Below are 16,050 nucleotides of genomic sequence, written 5' to 3' on the forward strand. Positions count from 1 at the left end.
GAGATTCGCACACCCCACTCAATCCACGGATTCGGCCCGATTCGTGTCGACCAAATTACCGAGTTCGTCGCGGTGCATCCGGTTTGAACGGGTCGATGTCCGCTTGTGGAGCCGGTTGCGGTGCTTGTTGCTCCGTTCGGGGCAGCGGTTGTCTTGGCACGCTTTGCTCGCCCTGGGCGTTCGGCCGAACCGTTCGGGTTCCCGGGGCTGGTGGGTCGGGAATGGGTGGCGGTGTGGGCCACACTTCCGGTTGCATGACTTCGTACGGCTCGTGTGGGGTGCCGTTGTGAACCGTAACGGTTCCGACCGGCGAGGAAAAACCGGGGAAACTCGACTCCGCACCGATCAAACCGCCATTGGGATCGGTCGAAAGCACCACTTCCCGCAGTCCTTCCCGACCATCCGCCGACGCTGCCACCGCACCAGCACTGAAGCCGTTAAACCAAGCGATCGTCTTCGAATCCCCTTCCTGAGAGGAATAACACGCCGACTGGTATTTCTTGGGCGGAACAACCGGAGGTTGACCGGTGCCACCACCGCACACGTCAGAATATCCGTCGAGAAAACCGTCCTTGAAGGCTCCGCGATGCGGTCCATCGTACTGCGAACCACATCCATGCCAAGCGCCCTTCGCCAACACGCGGTCTCGCATGTCCATCAGGCAGCGGTTCGGCAGCAACGTGCCCGCGCCGCATCCGCAGCAAACCAAGCCCAATTGCATCACCAATAGCATGCGAAGTTGCAGCATCTTCTTAGTCGCCTTCAAAACCGACGAAACAATCCTCGAACCAGACGCAAAGCGCGGTTCTAAGCATCGTGTCGGCTAATCCGGTTAGGCAACTTGAGAAAAGTTTGCGGAAAAATTCCGGTTGTACGGGTTAAGCCGGATTGCGGTCTTGATGTCTCCGATCCGAACCCAAAAACGCCGTTGTCACCAGGCTGGCTTCTCGCCGCTAAAGTTCACCCCGTACGTCTTGATGCACTCAAGAGTTCCGTTTGCGGATCGGTCGAGATTCGCACAAGGCGGCATTGGGGTTGCGTTCTTGGAAAAATCGCAATTCCCAATCGCTATTGTAAAGCAACATCGGGCAGCCCAATTGATCGTACATGATCCGCGTGCCCGAGGGGCAATTCAGCGAATCGACGTTGTCTGGATCGGTGTCGAGCCACCGTGCTCCCGAGTGCGGTAACCGTTCCAGCGTGGTTTGCGTCTTGTATTCCGATTTGAGACGGAACTCTACGACATCGAATTGCAATTCCCCAACGGCCGCCAACACCGGTTCGTTGGCGTGGGTGCGGGAGTCGGTCAGCACGCGGACGACACCTTCCTCGATCAACTGCGTCAACCCCTTTTGGAATTGCTTGCGGCGGCCGGTATCTCCACAGCGGATGCGGGCAAAACATTCCGGCGGGAACTCCCATTGGCCGTAATATTGCAAGGGTTCGCCCTCGCAGAGCGTGTCACCCAGGTGGAATTGCCCGGGGTTGACCATGCCGACAATGTCGCCGGGAAACGCCTCGTCGGTGGTTTCGCGATCCTGACCGAACACGCGGTGTGCCCGTTTGATGCGGACCTTCTCACCCGTGCGAGCCAACGTGACTTCCATATCCCGTTTGAATCGGCCGGCGTTCACCCGAACAAACGCCACTCGGTCGCGGTGACGCGGGTCGAGGTTCGCTTGAATCTTGAACACCACACCCGAAAACGCGTCGCTATCTGTGGGCACTTCGCCAATGTCGGATTCCCGTGGACGCGGTGCGGGGCTCATCTTCAAGAACGCATCGAGAAACGGTTCCACCCCGAAGTTGTTCAACGCACTTCCAAAGAAAACCGGCGTTTGCTCGCCCTGTCGAAACAGTTCCTCGTCGAATTCCGTTCCTGCCACATCGAGCAGTTCGATTTCATCCTGCAGACCGATCGCAAGCTCATCGGAAAGAACGGAATCGGCGTTCTCCAATGTCGCGGTCTCCACAGGCACACGAGTCGCATTGTGCGCCACCTGTTGAAACTTCAGAACTTGCTGTTGTGTCCGGTCATAAACGCCACAGAACTCCCGCCCCGTGCCGATGGGCCAATTCAGTGGAATCGCGTCGATTTCCAGGACTTCTTCGATGTCACTCAACGATTTCAGCGGGTCCGCACCGGGGCGGTCCATCTTGTTGACGAAGGTCATAATCGGGACCTTCCGATCGGCACAAATCTTGAACAGCTTGATCGTTTGGGCTTCCACGCCTTTGACCGCATCAAGCACCATGACCACACCGTCAGCGGCGGTCAGCGTGCGGTAGGTGTCTTCGCTAAAATCCTCGTGACCGGGTGTATCGAGCAAGTTGATCTGGAACCCACGATACGGAAACGCCAGCAACGTCGACGTGACGGAAATCCCCCGTTGTTGCTCGAGTTCCAGCCAGTCCGATGTGGCTGCCCGTTGATTCTTCCGCCCGCGGACCGCACCGGCTTCGTCGATGCAACCGGCGTAAAGCAGCAGTTTCTCGGTGAGCGTGGTTTTCCCGGCGTCCGGGTGGGAGATGATGGCGAACGTCCGACGGATCTCGGCTTCGCGGGCAATCTGCGAGCGAGTCATGGACGACGACGGTGCGGAGGATTCGTTCATCGAGAGAGTTTAGTGAATCGGACAGCGGATTTTCAATTCCTGATCGTCGCAAGTGCCGCTCGCAGCGGTTCGCCTTGGCTGGGATTGACCATCTGAATGTACGAGACCATCCCTTCGACCCAACTCTCGAAATGCGGATGATTCTCCCGATTCTGAGCCGCAAGCCCCGTCGTTTGAGCATTGTGCAAGATCGCTCGCAACCGTCGCACCAGCTTCCGAGGCACACCGGGACGCTCGTTGACGACCACACCGGTTACGGTCTGCCGCATGTTCGGCCGTTGCACGCGGGTTTTCTTCCGATTCAGTGTAAACCCTTCGTCAGCAACGACATGCCGAATCTTGGCAATCACCCAACCGGCCATATTCGCGACATCTCCGGAACCGGAGAACGTCAGATCGTCCGCGTAACGGGTGTAGTTTGCCCCGAACTGTTTGGCGAGTCCGGTCAGACGGGAATCCAATCGGCGGCAGACAAGATTGCTGAGAGCCGGGCTCGTGCATGCTCCCTGCGGCAACGCTCGCGGACCGGTCGCAGCATAAAAAGTTTGACCGGCGTAAATCATCTTGCGACGTGGACACTCCGTGCAAAGAAGAGCCAAAATCGTCGCAACTGCCGGTGAGTAGCCAAGTTGCTCGAACACGCCCATCACACGGAACACGGTAATCGAGGGAAAAAAGTCTTCCAAGTCACATCCGACGAGCATTTCTTGACCGACATGCGGTTCGGCATTGGTGACGGTGCTGCGTTTCCGGACGAATCCGTGAGCCGCCTCGTGAACTGGGACGGCTTCCAAAATGTTTTCAAGAATCCAACGCTGAGCCGCCGCCATGTCCCGATGCGGAGCCGACAACACCCGTTCGCCGCCACTTTTCTTCGGCACGGTAAAGGAAATGTAATGCACACGCTCCGCCGCGACGGTATGAAACGCCAACCAACGCAGACGCGGAATGGGGAATTCCATCGCCTTCGCCAATTCGCCGGGCGTCGCCAGTACCGGCAGATTATTCTTTTGCAACTCCTCGACGTTCGCCCGTCGATCGGCCAAACCCTTGGAGACACCACGCCCGAGAAAAACGATATCCGTCCGCTTCCGTTCGGCGATTTCTTCTTCCCGTTGGCGTTTTCTTTCCTCGGCTTCGGCTTTCTTCTGTCGTTTGAGTTCCTCGCGGTCCGCCGTCGCCTCGGCCACCAACTGATTCGCCCGGTGCGAAACGAGCACGGTATCCGGACGGTATTCGCTCATTTCCTCGCCAACGGCGTGAATGTCGGCGAGTTCCTCTCTGGTGAGGAAACCGTGCGTGACCATCGCCCGATCGATGAGTTGTGTCCGGGGATCATCCGCTGGCGGAATGATGTCCCGTCGCCCGAACCATGGATTACTCCACGCGGATCCCAGATTCTTCGCCTGCTCTTTGAGGTCGCGATCGCCAATTGGCGTAAACTGAGCGGCATTCAGAGCTTCGGGACTGGCCGACGTTTGCTTCTTTTGGGCCGAGACCGACCGAGCAGGCGTTGATTGAGGTGCTGCCGACGTCCGTTCGGCCGTCCAACTGTCGGCGATCGTCCGCTGCCGAGCGGTCGGCCTGGGATTGGGAGCCAGTCCCAAGAAGTTCAACAACCAACGAAACATGCCCATACAACGACCTGATGATTTGAATTGCTCCGACGGATTGACTTCTCCCGGCAGACCGGGCGGTCAGGGTTGCAATTCCTCGCGGCAAATGGGCCAGGAAGAGCCTTTCGGCTCGTCATCGTCTGCCGCCCCCTTTGTCGCGAGGAATTGCGAACCCAAAGCCGGGGGAAGCATGACGAATCTTTCGACACCACGACGGATCGTCGCAGCCAATACGTTCTCAACCCGTCGAAGCAAGGAATTCCCACAAAATCGATCTGAAAAGAGCCGGTCGGCTGACTTCTCACGGCGGACCAGGGTCGTTCACTCAGGCCAGCCCCATCATTGGCGGCGGGGAAAGCCTGTGGCTTGCTGTGGCCCCGCCGCCAATGATGGGGCTGGCCACACGAACAACGGCCCTGGGAAGGCAATGGGTAGGCTAACGCAACCGCGGCGGATCGCCACAGTCAATTGGTCTCAGCCGACCGACCGTGCTTCTGATTATCGCACTCCGCCGCTCCGTTGCAACGCTGGCCGGATTTCCTGTCGCAATTGTTTTGCCAGACGTGTATAACTAGCGCGTTGAGTCGGAAGTGCAGGAAGTCGCTCGGCTCGCAGAAGACGCGAAAAATCATTCGGGATAATCCAATCCGTCGACGGGACCCGACGGGATGACGTCTGTGATCACCATTCTCTTACCCCTCATTCTCACTATCGCGATCAGCGTGATCGATTGGATCATGCCGAGCGATGTCGTCGGCGGTACGGCTTACGTGTTGCCGGTGGCGTTGTCATTCGCCGCTGGTCGTCGCTTCTCGATGCTGTCCGCTGGTGTGTGTACGGCTCTCATTTGGCTTGTCCCGCTGCTTTCCGGTGCGTTGGGTGATCGGGTCGTGCTGGCCAATCGGTTGCTCGCTATGTTCGCCGTTTGGATCGTCGCTGTGATGACCACCCGCGTCGGGCGAATCCTCCAACTGAGCACCGAAGAAGTCAGCCCGGACGAAACCGACGAACAACCGTCATCATCTCCGCCGTCCGCCGCATCGTCGAAAGAGTCCGATGCCCTCGCCGAACGGCTTGCGGAAACTCGGCAGGAACTCGAACAAGTCCGACGCGAACGTGATCAATCTCTTCGCAGCACCGAACGTTCCACGCTCGAACTCGATCAAATTCGCGAAGAACTCGAACGGGCCAGTGCCGAGTTGCAACAAACGCGGCAAACAGCCGGTGCGGCGGTCCGGACGCAACAAGAGTTTTTGCACCAGTTGTCTCGGCAAATCGAAGTTCCCGCCGAGACGCTTGTCGCTTCGTTGGACGACGCATTGGCAACGGAATTATCCGAAGCTCAACGGGAGTCCCTGCAAACCGTCTCGGTTTCCGCCGGGTATTTGCAAGACGTGCTCCGCAACATGCTGGATTTGGCCAAACTCGAAGTCGGCACGCTCGAACTTCAACCCGAAGAATTCTCGCTGCGAGACGAGTTGGAATCGCTGTTCCGCAATCTCGCCACACACCCCAGTCATCCAGCGTCGACACGGTGGCTCATTGACTGGCCGAACTCCGTACCGGCTGCGGTCGTGGGGGATGTGGACCGATTGCGGCGGTTGTTTCTCGATTTGATCGGGCCGGGAGTGGCCCGCAATCCCGGCGGTGCGGTCGTGCTGACGGTGGAGACCGATGCTGAGCAACTCGGATCTCGGTCCCCCGAACCCGGTGAAGTGCTTCCGTTTCGATTTCGACTCAACGACACTCACAGTGACGGCTACCGACCGCGTCCAGCGTTGGCGGAGAAATTGTCATCGCATCTCGGCGGTGATCTCAAGTTGAACAACGGCAGCGATGGTAGCCGGGAGTTTGAACTCACGTTGCAACTTCCGATCGGTCACAGTCCGCCGGCGGAAACAGTGTCGCCCGATTGGGTGGGCACGCCGGTGTTGATCGTCGATAACAACGCCGCCGCTCGACGCGTGCTCGCTCGAATGCTGCAAGACTGCAAACTTTTGCCAACCACGGCGGCGGCCGGTTTCGAGGCGTTGGAAACATGGCGGCAAGCCAAACGGGAGGGTCGGGAATTCTCGCTCGTTGTGGTCGACGCCGACCTGGACGATGTCAGTGCGACCTCGCTGGCGGATCGGCTTCGCAAGGATCGTGGTTTCTCCGGGCATGTGGTTTTGCTGCGGAATGTGCAGGAAGCTCCGACGCAAAGTTCGGAATACTTGCTCAAACCGTTCCGCCGCGATGAAGTCCACGCGATGATCACGGCCGCATTGAAAACCGTCGAGCGTCCCGCGTTGCAAATGGAATCGGAGTTTGCGAGTCCGAACCGTGCGACAACGTCCGTTCCTGGTCTTCGTCAACCCTCTGTTCCGTTGGAGAAAAACACGGAATCGCTCGATTCCTCCCGCATGAGTTGGCCGAAAAGTCAACGACTCGATTGGGCCGCCGCGTTGCAAGAAGCCGGTGGCAGCCGTGAGCGTCTGCAAGAAGCGATCGACTCCTTTTTGGAAGCCTGCCCCCGGCATTTGCACACCCTGCGAATGGCAATTGCGTTGGAAGATTCCGAGAGCATCGAACGAACTTCGCAGGCAATCGGTCATGTCGCTCGGATGGTGGGCGGCATCGAAATCGCACCGTTGGCCGACCAGCTCGAACAAAAATCCCGGCACGGCAGACTGGACGAAGCCCCCGCGCTATGGGACGCTTTACGTTCGAGCTTCGAGAATCTCGCCGAAGAACTCAACGACTTCTTGATGCTCGAACCGACGAAGTGACCCGGTGATTCGCTTCACCAAAGGCAACTTCTTCGGAAATCCACGGTGTCGACGGGAGTCCATGTATGTCATCTTTATTGCTTGTCGAAGACAGCCTCACCCAGGCCACGCAAATTCGACTGACGCTCAAAAAAGCCGGGTACGATGTGTACGTGGCCGAGAATGGTCGGCTGGCGTTGGACGTACTCCGCACACACGAACCTGATTTGGTGTTAACCGATCTGCAAATGCCGGAGATGGACGGTTTGGAACTCGTGGATGCCGTCCGCCGAGATCATCCGCATTTGCCGGTTGTGCTGATGACTTCACACGGCAGCGACGATATTGCCATCCAAGCACTCCGGCATGGAGCGGCTAGTTATCTGCCGAAGAGTCGGCTCGATCACAGCATGATCGACACGCTCGAAGACATCTTGGAATCCATGCGAGTTGCGGATACCAAAGACCGTGTGCAGCGTTGTCTTGTCGCACGATCGCTGGAATTCCGGATGGAAAACGATCCCACGTTAATTACTTCCGTCGCCACGCATGTGGAGCAGGAACTCAAAAACGCGGAGTTCGGGGATGATACAGTCCGCATGCAAATTATTGTCGCGTTGCGGAACGCCCTCGATCACGCCATGTTCTTCGGAAATTTGGCCCTCGACCCGAGCACGCGACTCGAAGGTGAGTTGATCTTCCGCGAGGCCGCTGAAAATCAACGGGCGATGCCACCATTCTCCGACCGTTCCGTCTGGCTGACGGTTCGTATCAATGACGACGAAGTCCGGCTGGTCGTGCAGCACGAAGGCGAAGGTACGGCGAGCATCTTCCTCCCGGAATCCAACGGCGATGCCGACTTGGAAGACCCGTTGCAGCGAAGTTTGATTCTGATTCAAACCTTCATGGACGAGATTTCGGTGGACGCATCCGGCAAAGAGTTAACGTTGATCCGGCGGCGACCGCAACAGGAAGTCGACGCCGAACCGCTGACGAGTCTGATGGCATCCGCAGATTCGATGACCTCACCGGCGGTGTTTGGCAACGATCGCGAAGGTGATGTCCTGATCGTGACGGTGCTGCAGGGATTCGCCGGTTTCGCGGACGATCGCCGCACCGAAGACCAGGAGCGGGCCCTCTCCCGCATCAACGAGGAAGACTTGCGACACATCGTTGTCGATTTTAGCAATGTCGATGCGTTCGGGTCCGCGGTGTTGGAAAGTCTGCTGAAACTCTGGCAGGCGGTCAAAACCAAAGACGGTGCCCGATTCGCATGCACTGGTCTGTCGGAACCGGGCGTGCAAATTATCGAAACTGCCCGCTTCGACACCGTTTGGCAAATCCACGAAACCCGTGAAGCCGCCGTCGCCGCATTGATTGCCGAGACTGATGCGTAGACCAGTTTGTTTCCGGGCCGTCTTGAGACAAGACTCGTCGCGATTGAGAGTCAATCAGTCTAAGCGGATCGGAACGCGATACGTCTACACCGGTTCGATGGCCAGTTGATTCGCCGCACAGAACTGTCGAAGTTCGCCATCCGAGAACACACCCGTCGTAGCCCCGACGGCTTGGACGCAACTGGCTCCGAGGGCACTGCCCCATTGGAGACATGTTTCCGGATCGGCATCGGCGAGCAAGCCATGAATGAAACCGGCGGCGAATGCGTCACCGCTGCCAGTGCCATCGACCACCGCCACATCGAACCGCCCGGACCGCCAATTACCGGCGGCGGACTGCAACACCGCTCCCGTATCGCCACAGGTGATCGCGACCGTCTTCGCACCCGCGTCGCGGAACTTTTGGGCTTGCTCGGTGGGATCGGTCAAACCGGTGATGAGTTTGGCTTCATCCGTGTTGGGCAGGAACACATCGGTGAACGGCAACACCGCCGCCACGCGGGACCAGTAATCGCCGGCGGCAGGCACGACGACATCGAGAATCGTCGTCACACCAAGTTCCCGAGCTGTCCGAAACGCCGCAGCCACATGGTCGGCTGCCAACTCCTCGCACAACAAATACCCGCCCAAATACAGCACGCGGGCGGATGCGATTCGCTCTGGTGTAAGATCTCGTCCGGTGAATTCGGCATTGGAACCAATCGAATGGATGAACCGCCGATCTTCGCCTTCACAATTGACGACCAGGGTCCCGCTGGTCTCACGTGTTGTGCTGGTCAGGAGTTGGTCGCAGTTCACACCGGCGGATTGCATCGTCTGGCGGACGAATGAACCAAAGGCGTCCTCACCGACGAAGCCCGACATCGCCACACGACGCCCAAGTTTCGCCAAATCGACCGACACATTCGCCGCACACCCACCCACGGTGAGTTCCATCCGCTTCGTCAGAACGAGTTCCCCGGAATGCGGCATCCGAGCGATCGGGGCACACACATGATCGGCGACCACAATCCCAGCACACAAACAATCCCACGACGGTTCACTCATAACGGTTTCAATTTCCACTCGGAAAGACCAGGCTCGCGGGCCTTCTTAAATGGGTTATTCCGGCGTTCCGCGGTCAAGCACGACGAGAAGCAGAGTGGCGATTGGTCCCAAGACCAACGAAATCAAAAACCACACTAGACCACTGCGGTTTTTCCCTTGAGCCAACCCCGCATTGATCAGAGCCAATGTGCTCCAGCCGACAAAATATTCTTGCGAATTATTCATGAACGGCCCTTAAATCACACGCGAACAATCACTCACATTACCACATCAGTCTGACTCGCGCTCACGGATTTCGCAACCCGCCCTCATCGCGATTTAATGAACTTGGACCGCGTGAATGTCACATCGCCAAAAATTCTGTTAGGTTTACGCGAAGCCATGTTAATGCCATAATTGACCAAATTTTCCGCCAATGCCGACACATCTTGATTTTGAGGTCATTTCATGGACCCGGCGTCTTCTTCCCCACGCACCGAAAACACCTCCGCAAAACGGTCCCCGGATTCCTTTAGTTTCTTTCGCGGATTCCTGAAAGAACCTCGGCAAGTGGGCTCGATCATCCCGAGTTCGCCGATTCTGGAACGTCGTCTGAGTACGTTCGCTCGTGTTCCATCGGCGCGGCGAATTGTGGAACTCGGGCCGGGAACTGGGGGAACCACGCGGGCATTGTTGCGTCATATGACCGAAGACGCAGCACTGATGAGCATTGAAGCGAATCCGTTGTTCATCGATCGGCTCCAACAGATTGATGATCCACGATTGGCCGTGCAGCACGGCGATGCATTGCAGGTGCGAGAGTTGTTGAACCAAGCCGAGTGGAATAACGCGGATTTGGTCATCTCCGGCATTCCATTCTCGACTATGGATCAAGAAACCGGCCGCAAGTTGATCGCGGATATTCACTCGCTGCTCAGCCCGAACGGCGCGTTCGTGGCGTACCAAATTCGCGATCGCGTGTGCAACTTGGCAAAAGGCTCGTTTGGCCGCCCCGACAAATGCACCGTCTGGCGAAATATCCCGCCGTTGCGAATTTTCCGCTGGGAAAAAACCGCGCCCGTCAAGCACAGGGAACGCTAGACGAGGCCGTGTTCAAGCCGGGAACGGCTTGCGGTCCGTTGACGGGCGAGCATGTTCGTTGTGATGGTCGAGACTATCAGCGATGGTGTCGAATTGCACTGATAAGCTCGTTCTTGTTCATCTGGCTACGACCGGGAATATCCAAGTCTTTGGCCTGATTATAGAGTTCGCGTTTGGTCCGTTCTTCCAATTTGGAATTGGGATTCCCCGTTCCAGAACTCGTCTTGTTAGGTGTTCGCCCCTCTTTGCGTCGCGTCTTATTAACGGTGCGAGCGGCAATTTCCTCGGCACGGTCCTCGGATTTCCCACGCTCTTGGGCGCCCTTCTTGATGTGATCGTATTGACGTTCGTCTTTTTTCGACCAGGCGGATGGCATCGGCATATCCTCCAAGTGTGATTCAGTCGGAATCGACTCGACCAATGTGGTCACTTGGTCCAAGATAAATGACGCTCCCAAAGAGTTGGAATCCGCCTTTCCTGGTTTCTCACTCAGGGAAATGCCCCAGACCGTGTTCCGGTCTTCCGTGTCCGCGGTGGACACAATCCAACGGCCCTCATTCCCTGTGATCGCCACGAGACAGCACCCCGCAGCGATCAGAAAATTGGCTGCGTTCGGCTCTCACGTCACCGACGATTTCGACGAAACCTGGTCTAGAACGGCACTTGAACGGCGAGGCCGGCCGCCGGTTCCGTGGGGTGAAAATACGGACGCAACCGAATGCGACCGTCGCCATGCAAGCGGGTCGCTGCGACACTCTTGCCCACTGCCCAGCCAAGAAATGCTCCGAAGACCACGTCGGACAGGTCATGATCACGCTCGTCGATTCGGCTCCAACTCACCAGACCGGCCAGTGTGTATAACGGAGTCGCTGGCAAGAAGCCGTGGAACTCCTCTGTGACCGCTGCCAACGTGAACAAGCTGGCCCCGTGATACGATGGGAACCCGTAACGGCCGTCGTTCCATTCGTCACTCGGCCGATCGGTGTCCGTGATGAGTTTCAAACTCAGAACGCTGATGCTCGTCAACGTGTAGGCACTGATGAGCGTGGTGGCGTACTCGTGAAGCTCTGGGTCTTGCTGCTTCACGCTCCAACCGTACAAACCGAGCAACGCAGGAACGTGGTATTCGGCGTGTCCGAAGTAACCGATGACGGTACTGCCGTGCCCCCACCGCTTCGGATGTTCGGCTGTGTATTCGCGAACGTCGTCGTCCCAGTCCTGATGAATCGCAATCGCACCGGCGGTCGCAACTCCCGCTAAAGCCGCGTTCTGCCAGTCCGCCATGCCAACGGCATCATCCCCCAATCGGCCTAGGAAATCATGCAGATCCTGCCGAAAAGAAATCGGTTGATTCCCCGAATGCCTGTGTGCCGAATACGAATCGGTCATCGCACACGAAACCTCGCCGGGTGATTCCACCACGCACTCCGACGACACCGGCGCCACGCTAGACACATTGGCCGGTGATTCGGTTGGAGAAGGTGAAAACTCTGGCCGGACCGGACCGCGATTGTGCTCGTACACACCAGGTGAACACGCGACACCGGACGTATGTTGACATCCACTCACGAACATCAACACCACCAGCAAGCCAGCAACCGTCACCCTCCGGTCAACTGAACCGTGGAAACCAGTTTGGTGCAGGATTTGTCGGGATCGAAACGCGAATGTCATAAGCGCGAACGAGGCTGGAGGGAGATAACGAGTGCCAATCCACATGATGGGAAGAACCATTTTTCTTGATCGTCCCCATCCAACCCGCAAGAACAGAATCCGAATCAAAACCGCTAACGACAACCAAGCTGATAAAGTCTCTGCTGTTTACCCAGTTTGTAAAACCTTGTGTTTCTTGACATTCTCGTTGCTGGTTTCAAGTCGTTCACGCCGGTATCATCGGACCAAACTCGCCGATTGTTTTTGACTTGGAATGGACCGATTGTGACACCGGACACCAGCTCGATTCGCCGTCTCGAAGAAAACATCGCCAGCGTGTTGCTCGGCAAACCGGAACCGATTCGTCTAACACTCGTCGCTTTGTTCGGCGGTGGTCATGTCTTGGTGGAGGACGCACCCGGCGTGGGGAAAACGTCGTTGGCGAAATCGGTTGCCAAGAGTTTGGACTGCACATTCAACCGGCTGCAATTCACGCCGGATATGTTGCCGAGCGATATTCTCGGTTCCAGCATCTTCATGCCGAACTTGGGCGAATTTGAATTTCGCAAAGGCCCGATCTTCACGAACGTGTTGCTCGCGGACGAAATCAACCGCACCACGCCGCGAACGCAAAGTGCCCTGTTGGAAGCAATGAGCGAAAATCAGGTTTCGATCGAAGGCCAAACCTGGACGCTGAGCAAACCGTTCTTCGTAGTCGCCACACAGAACCCATTCGAATTCGAGGGCACGTATCCGCTGCCGGAAAACCAACTCGACCGCTTCATGATCTGCACCGGCATTGGTTATCCCGAACGATCGACAGAACTGGAAGTCCTCAACAGCCACCGGAAAGGTGAAGCCGTCGATACGTTGCAACCCGCAATGACCGGTGATGAACTTCAGCGACTCCAAGCCAAGGTCCGGGAGGTGCGAGTCGATGACGCCATCGGCGAATACATCCTCGACGTCGTCCACGCCACGCGGGATCACGACATGCTCCAACTTGGCGTGAGTACTCGTGGGGCACTCACGCTATATCGGGCGGTGCAAAGTCTCGCGATGATTGAAGGCCGCGACTTCGCCATCCCGGACGATGTCAAAACGCTCGCCGAACCGGTCCTCGCCCACCGCGTCGCCTGCGGCGGAATCGTCCGAGAAAACCAACGCGAACGAGCCGGGCAGATTATTCGGCAGATCCTCGAGGAGACGCCGATTCCGTGATCGGCGAATGAAGTGTGAGGTGTATCCCGATCGCGTCGCCGCACGCCTCACGCCTCACATCATCATCGCCGCGGGAACAAGTTCTGATTAATCAACTGCACCTGCTCCCCCGGTCGGGCGATCGGCACTTGGCCGACGAGTTTCGCCGTCTTGGGGGCGAGACAGGTTTTGTCATTGCACGGCTGATATCTCACAGCGAGGTGCATTTCGTCGGTGGTCACGTTGATGTCTTGCGGGATTCGGAGTTTGCCGCGGATGACGATGCTCTCTTCGTAGACCAACGCGGATTCGTCGAAACCGGGAATCGTCAGCGGTTCGCCCTTTGGATATCGTAGGTCTTCAACCGTGATGCCGTGATCGCTCTTGATGCTGAACTTGGTCGGGATCAGATTCTTCGGCACGGCGGGGTTCTGATTAATGTGCCAACCAGGTTTGATGTCCACAAAGACGACAATCTCGCAGGTGCTGCCAGCGGGGAGTTTGTCGACATTCAAATACGCCTGAGCGGTGACGATTTCCTTGCGGGAGTCACTCGATGTTTCGGCGGCCACTTGCAGAATCGCGTTTTGATTCCGGCGTTGATCGTGAATGTTCGGTTCTTGCGTGCGGGCGGCGGCGAAATTCGGATTGTCCAAATACTCGCCCAATGCCAAAGCCATGTTCGCCATCCCACGCGGACGGTCCGCCAATTGCGACGCGAATAGTTGCAGCGTTTTCTCGGTGTCTTCTTGATACTTCGGCGTATCCGTTAATGACGACAACCGCAACAGGTTGCGAACGCTCACGCTGTTCCCGGAGGGCAACACGGCATCGTTCGCGTTCTTCGTGCGAGCCAACAGTTCCTCGTGATGATGCGGCGTGAAGAAGAAGCCGGCACCGTCTTCGTCTTGGAACAACTCGATTTGCTGATCGGTCAACCGTCTGGCGGCTCGCAACCATTTCTGATCTTCGGTGGTTTCGTACAGAGCCAACAACCCTTCGATCATGAAGGCGTAGTCATCGAGATAAGCATTCAATTGGGATTGCCCATCACGATAGGTCCGTTGCAGCCGACCTTTCTCATCCCGCATGTTGGACAGCACGAACAGAGCGGCTTTCTCGGCGGCGGTTCGGTAATCCGCCCGGTCCAAGCGTTTTGCCGCATGAGCCAATGAACGGATCATCAAACCGTTCCAACTCGTGAGAACTTTATCATCCTTGAGGAGTGCCGGTCGTTGGTCCCGCACGGCGAGCAATTTTCTCCGCATCGGTGCCAATCGCCGTTCCAACTCCGGCGTGGTGGTTCCCAGTTCATCCGCGATGTCCGACAACGGCTGCGGTTGATGCAACACGTAACCATGTTCGAACTTCTGCGGTTGATTCAGTCCATACACTTTGGCGAACAATTTCGCATCGTCTTCCCCCAAGGCGGTGAGGATTTCCTTCTTCGTCCACACATACCGCTGACCTTCCACGCCATCGGTTTCAGCATCCAACGCGGAATAGAAACCACCCGCCGGATCGGTGAGTTCGCGTAGGACAAAATCGTAAGTCCCTTCGGCCGCTCGACGGAATTGATCTTGGCCGGTCGTACGATACGCTTCGAGCAACACGTCGGCGAGTTGTGCCTGATCGTAAAGCATCTTCTCAAAGTGCGGCACATGCCATTCGCGATCGGTGCTGTAGCGATGGAATCCGCCGCCGAGATGGTCGTGAATGCCGCCCCGCACAATCGCATCGAGCGTTTGTCGCACGATTTTCCCGGCTTGTTCGATGTCGTCCCGTGCCGCAGCGTATTGCAAGACGCTCAATTTGACCGGCACCGGGAACTTCGGCGAATCGGGAGCGTTCGCGGCAAAATCCACGCCGCCGTGTTTCTGATCAAAGGTCTCTGCGATCGCGGTCACGGTCTGCGTGACGAGTTCTCGTTTGAGTTCGGTCTTCTTGAGCACAAGCGGCGGTTGCATGACGCGTCGCACATTCGTGGCCATCGTCTCTGCACTTTGACGCACACCGTCTTCGTTGCTTGTCCAAATCTGATCGACCTGTTTCAGCACACTCGGAAAGCTCGGCAGACCCGGTTTGGCTTCCGGCGGAAAATATGTGCCACCCGCGATCGGTTTGCCTTCCGGTGTGAGAAACATCGACAACGGCCAACCGCCGCCCTGCTCCGCCCCGGTCGCTTGCAGATACACCAACAACGCGGTCATGTAGATGTCATCGATGTCCGGGCGTTCCTCGCGATCGACTTTGATGCACACGAACTTCTCGTTCATGGCTTTGGCGATGTCTTCATTCTCGAAGACCAGCCGTTCCATCACATGGCACCAATAACAACTGCTGTAGCCGATCGAGAGGAAGATCGGTTTGTTCTCGGTGCGGGCTTTCTCGAACGCCTCCGGTCCCCAGGGATACCAATCCACCGGATTGTGGGCGTGCAGCAACAAATACGGACTGGTCTCGCCCGCCAACCGATTCGGTTCGCCCTTCGGCTCGGCCGATTTCTCAGCCGTGGAGACAGCGGAACCGTCCTCGGAAGCCGGTTCAGCTCCCAAATTGCCGCCGCAACCGCAGACGCCAATCGTCAGCAGCCCCCAAATTGCCCAAATTGCGGAATTTCGATGACATCGCATCGTAGTCTCCGTCCTGACGGATGGTCTTCTCAATATCTTGAACCAAAACCGCACTATAAGAA

Annotated in this window: 12 protein-coding genes; 4 read left to right on the forward strand and 8 right to left on the reverse strand. The window is 57.2% G+C overall.

Going from position 1 to position 16,050, the window contains the following annotated elements; genetic code table 11:
• Positions 1-55 precede the first annotated feature (55 nt).
• The 3 genes from G6R38_RS21775 to G6R38_RS21785 all read right to left on the reverse strand — a co-directional run bounded on the left by G6R38_RS21775 (position 56) and on the right by G6R38_RS21785 (position 4,246).
• Positions 56-748, reverse strand: coding sequence for a hypothetical protein (locus tag G6R38_RS21775; RefSeq protein ID WP_166830887.1), 693 nt, complete (start codon positions 746-748; stop codon positions 56-58).
• A 235-nt stretch (positions 749-983) separates the two neighbouring features.
• The gene (locus tag G6R38_RS21780; RefSeq protein ID WP_166830888.1) at positions 984-2,615 is read right to left on the reverse strand and encodes a peptide chain release factor 3; all 1,632 of its coding nucleotides are present in this window, start codon (positions 2,613-2,615) and stop codon (positions 984-986) included.
• A gap of 32 nt (positions 2,616-2,647) precedes the next feature.
• Positions 2,648-4,246: a reverse transcriptase family protein gene (locus G6R38_RS21785; protein WP_206028668.1), complete on the reverse strand. Its 1,599-nt coding sequence runs from the start codon at positions 4,244-4,246 to the stop codon at positions 2,648-2,650.
• Positions 4,247-4,899: 653 nt separating this feature from the next.
• Here G6R38_RS21785 and G6R38_RS21790 point away from each other — a divergent pair.
• Together G6R38_RS21790 and G6R38_RS21795 are read left to right on the forward strand one after the other, a co-directional pair.
• Entirely contained in the window at positions 4,900-6,999 is a 2,100-nt protein-coding gene (locus tag G6R38_RS21790) for an Hpt domain-containing protein (protein ID WP_166830890.1), read from the forward strand.
• A 65-nt stretch (positions 7,000-7,064) separates the two neighbouring features.
• Positions 7,065-8,375, forward strand: a complete 1,311-nt coding sequence (locus G6R38_RS21795; protein ID WP_166830891.1) for a response regulator — start codon at positions 7,065-7,067, stop codon at positions 8,373-8,375.
• An 84-nt stretch (positions 8,376-8,459) separates the two neighbouring features.
• Here G6R38_RS21795 and G6R38_RS21800 read toward each other — a convergent pair whose 3' ends face one another.
• Together G6R38_RS21800 and G6R38_RS21805 are read right to left on the reverse strand one after the other, a co-directional pair.
• The gene (locus G6R38_RS21800; protein ID WP_166830892.1) at positions 8,460-9,422 is read right to left on the reverse strand and encodes a carbohydrate kinase family protein; all 963 of its coding nucleotides are present in this window, start codon (positions 9,420-9,422) and stop codon (positions 8,460-8,462) included.
• Between the two features lie 54 nt (positions 9,423-9,476).
• Entirely contained in the window at positions 9,477-9,647 is a 171-nt protein-coding gene (locus tag G6R38_RS21805; RefSeq protein ID WP_166830893.1) for a hypothetical protein, read from the reverse strand.
• A 222-nt stretch (positions 9,648-9,869) separates the two neighbouring features.
• Between G6R38_RS21805 and G6R38_RS21810 the strand changes: the two genes are divergently transcribed.
• Positions 9,870-10,502, forward strand: a complete 633-nt coding sequence (locus G6R38_RS21810; protein ID WP_166830894.1) for a class I SAM-dependent methyltransferase — start codon at positions 9,870-9,872, stop codon at positions 10,500-10,502.
• Between the two features lie 76 nt (positions 10,503-10,578).
• Here G6R38_RS21810 and G6R38_RS28500 read toward each other — a convergent pair whose 3' ends face one another.
• Positions 10,579-10,878 carry a Rho termination factor N-terminal domain-containing protein gene (locus tag G6R38_RS28500; RefSeq protein ID WP_166831073.1) on the reverse strand — a complete coding sequence of 100 codons (300 nt, stop codon included), beginning with the start codon at positions 10,876-10,878 and terminating at the stop codon, positions 10,579-10,581.
• A 275-nt stretch (positions 10,879-11,153) separates the two neighbouring features.
• Positions 11,154-11,891 (reverse strand): phosphatase PAP2 family protein, encoded by a 738-nt coding sequence (locus tag G6R38_RS21820; RefSeq protein ID WP_166830895.1) that lies wholly within the window; start codon positions 11,889-11,891, stop codon positions 11,154-11,156.
• 549 nt (positions 11,892-12,440) lie between these two features.
• Here G6R38_RS21820 and G6R38_RS21825 point away from each other — a divergent pair.
• Positions 12,441-13,376: an AAA family ATPase gene (locus G6R38_RS21825; RefSeq protein WP_206028669.1), complete on the forward strand. Its 936-nt coding sequence runs from the start codon at positions 12,441-12,443 to the stop codon at positions 13,374-13,376.
• Between the two features lie 62 nt (positions 13,377-13,438).
• On the opposite strand, the gene G6R38_RS21830 is transcribed toward G6R38_RS21825, so the two are convergent.
• Positions 13,439-15,988, reverse strand: coding sequence for a DUF255 domain-containing protein (locus G6R38_RS21830; RefSeq protein WP_166830896.1), 2,550 nt, complete (start codon positions 15,986-15,988; stop codon positions 13,439-13,441).
• Between the last annotated feature and the right edge of the window lie 62 nt (positions 15,989-16,050).

It is taken from the genome of Thalassoroseus pseudoceratinae, assembly GCF_011634775.1.
Classification (GTDB): domain Bacteria; phylum Planctomycetota; class Planctomycetia; order Planctomycetales; family Planctomycetaceae; genus Thalassoroseus; species Thalassoroseus pseudoceratinae.

Excerpts from the sequence above, each read along its gene's own strand:
- G6R38_RS21785 (WP_206028668.1), bottom strand. The coding sequence starts at position 4,246 with ATGTTTCGTTGGTTGTTGAACTTCTTGGGACTGGCTCCCAATCCCAGG.
- G6R38_RS21790 (WP_166830890.1), top strand. The coding sequence starts at position 4,900 with ATGACGTCTGTGATCACCATTCTCTTACCCCTCATTCTCACTATCGCG.
- G6R38_RS21795 (WP_166830891.1), top strand. The coding sequence starts at position 7,065 with ATGTCATCTTTATTGCTTGTCGAAGACAGCCTCACCCAGGCCACGCAA.
- G6R38_RS21780 (WP_166830888.1), bottom strand. The coding sequence starts at position 2,615 with ATGAACGAATCCTCCGCACCGTCGTCGTCCATGACTCGCTCGCAGATT.
- G6R38_RS21800 (WP_166830892.1), bottom strand. The coding sequence starts at position 9,422 with ATGAGTGAACCGTCGTGGGATTGTTTGTGTGCTGGGATTGTGGTCGCC.
- G6R38_RS21830 (WP_166830896.1), bottom strand. The coding sequence starts at position 15,988 with ATGCGATGTCATCGAAATTCCGCAATTTGGGCAATTTGGGGGCTGCTG.
- G6R38_RS21820 (WP_166830895.1), bottom strand. The coding sequence starts at position 11,891 with ATGACCGATTCGTATTCGGCACACAGGCATTCGGGGAATCAACCGATT.
- G6R38_RS21805 (WP_166830893.1), bottom strand. The coding sequence starts at position 9,647 with ATGAATAATTCGCAAGAATATTTTGTCGGCTGGAGCACATTGGCTCTG.
- G6R38_RS28500 (WP_166831073.1), bottom strand. The coding sequence starts at position 10,878 with ATGCCATCCGCCTGGTCGAAAAAAGACGAACGTCAATACGATCACATC.
- G6R38_RS21775 (WP_166830887.1), bottom strand. The coding sequence starts at position 748 with ATGCTGCAACTTCGCATGCTATTGGTGATGCAATTGGGCTTGGTTTGC.
- G6R38_RS21810 (WP_166830894.1), top strand. The coding sequence starts at position 9,870 with ATGGACCCGGCGTCTTCTTCCCCACGCACCGAAAACACCTCCGCAAAA.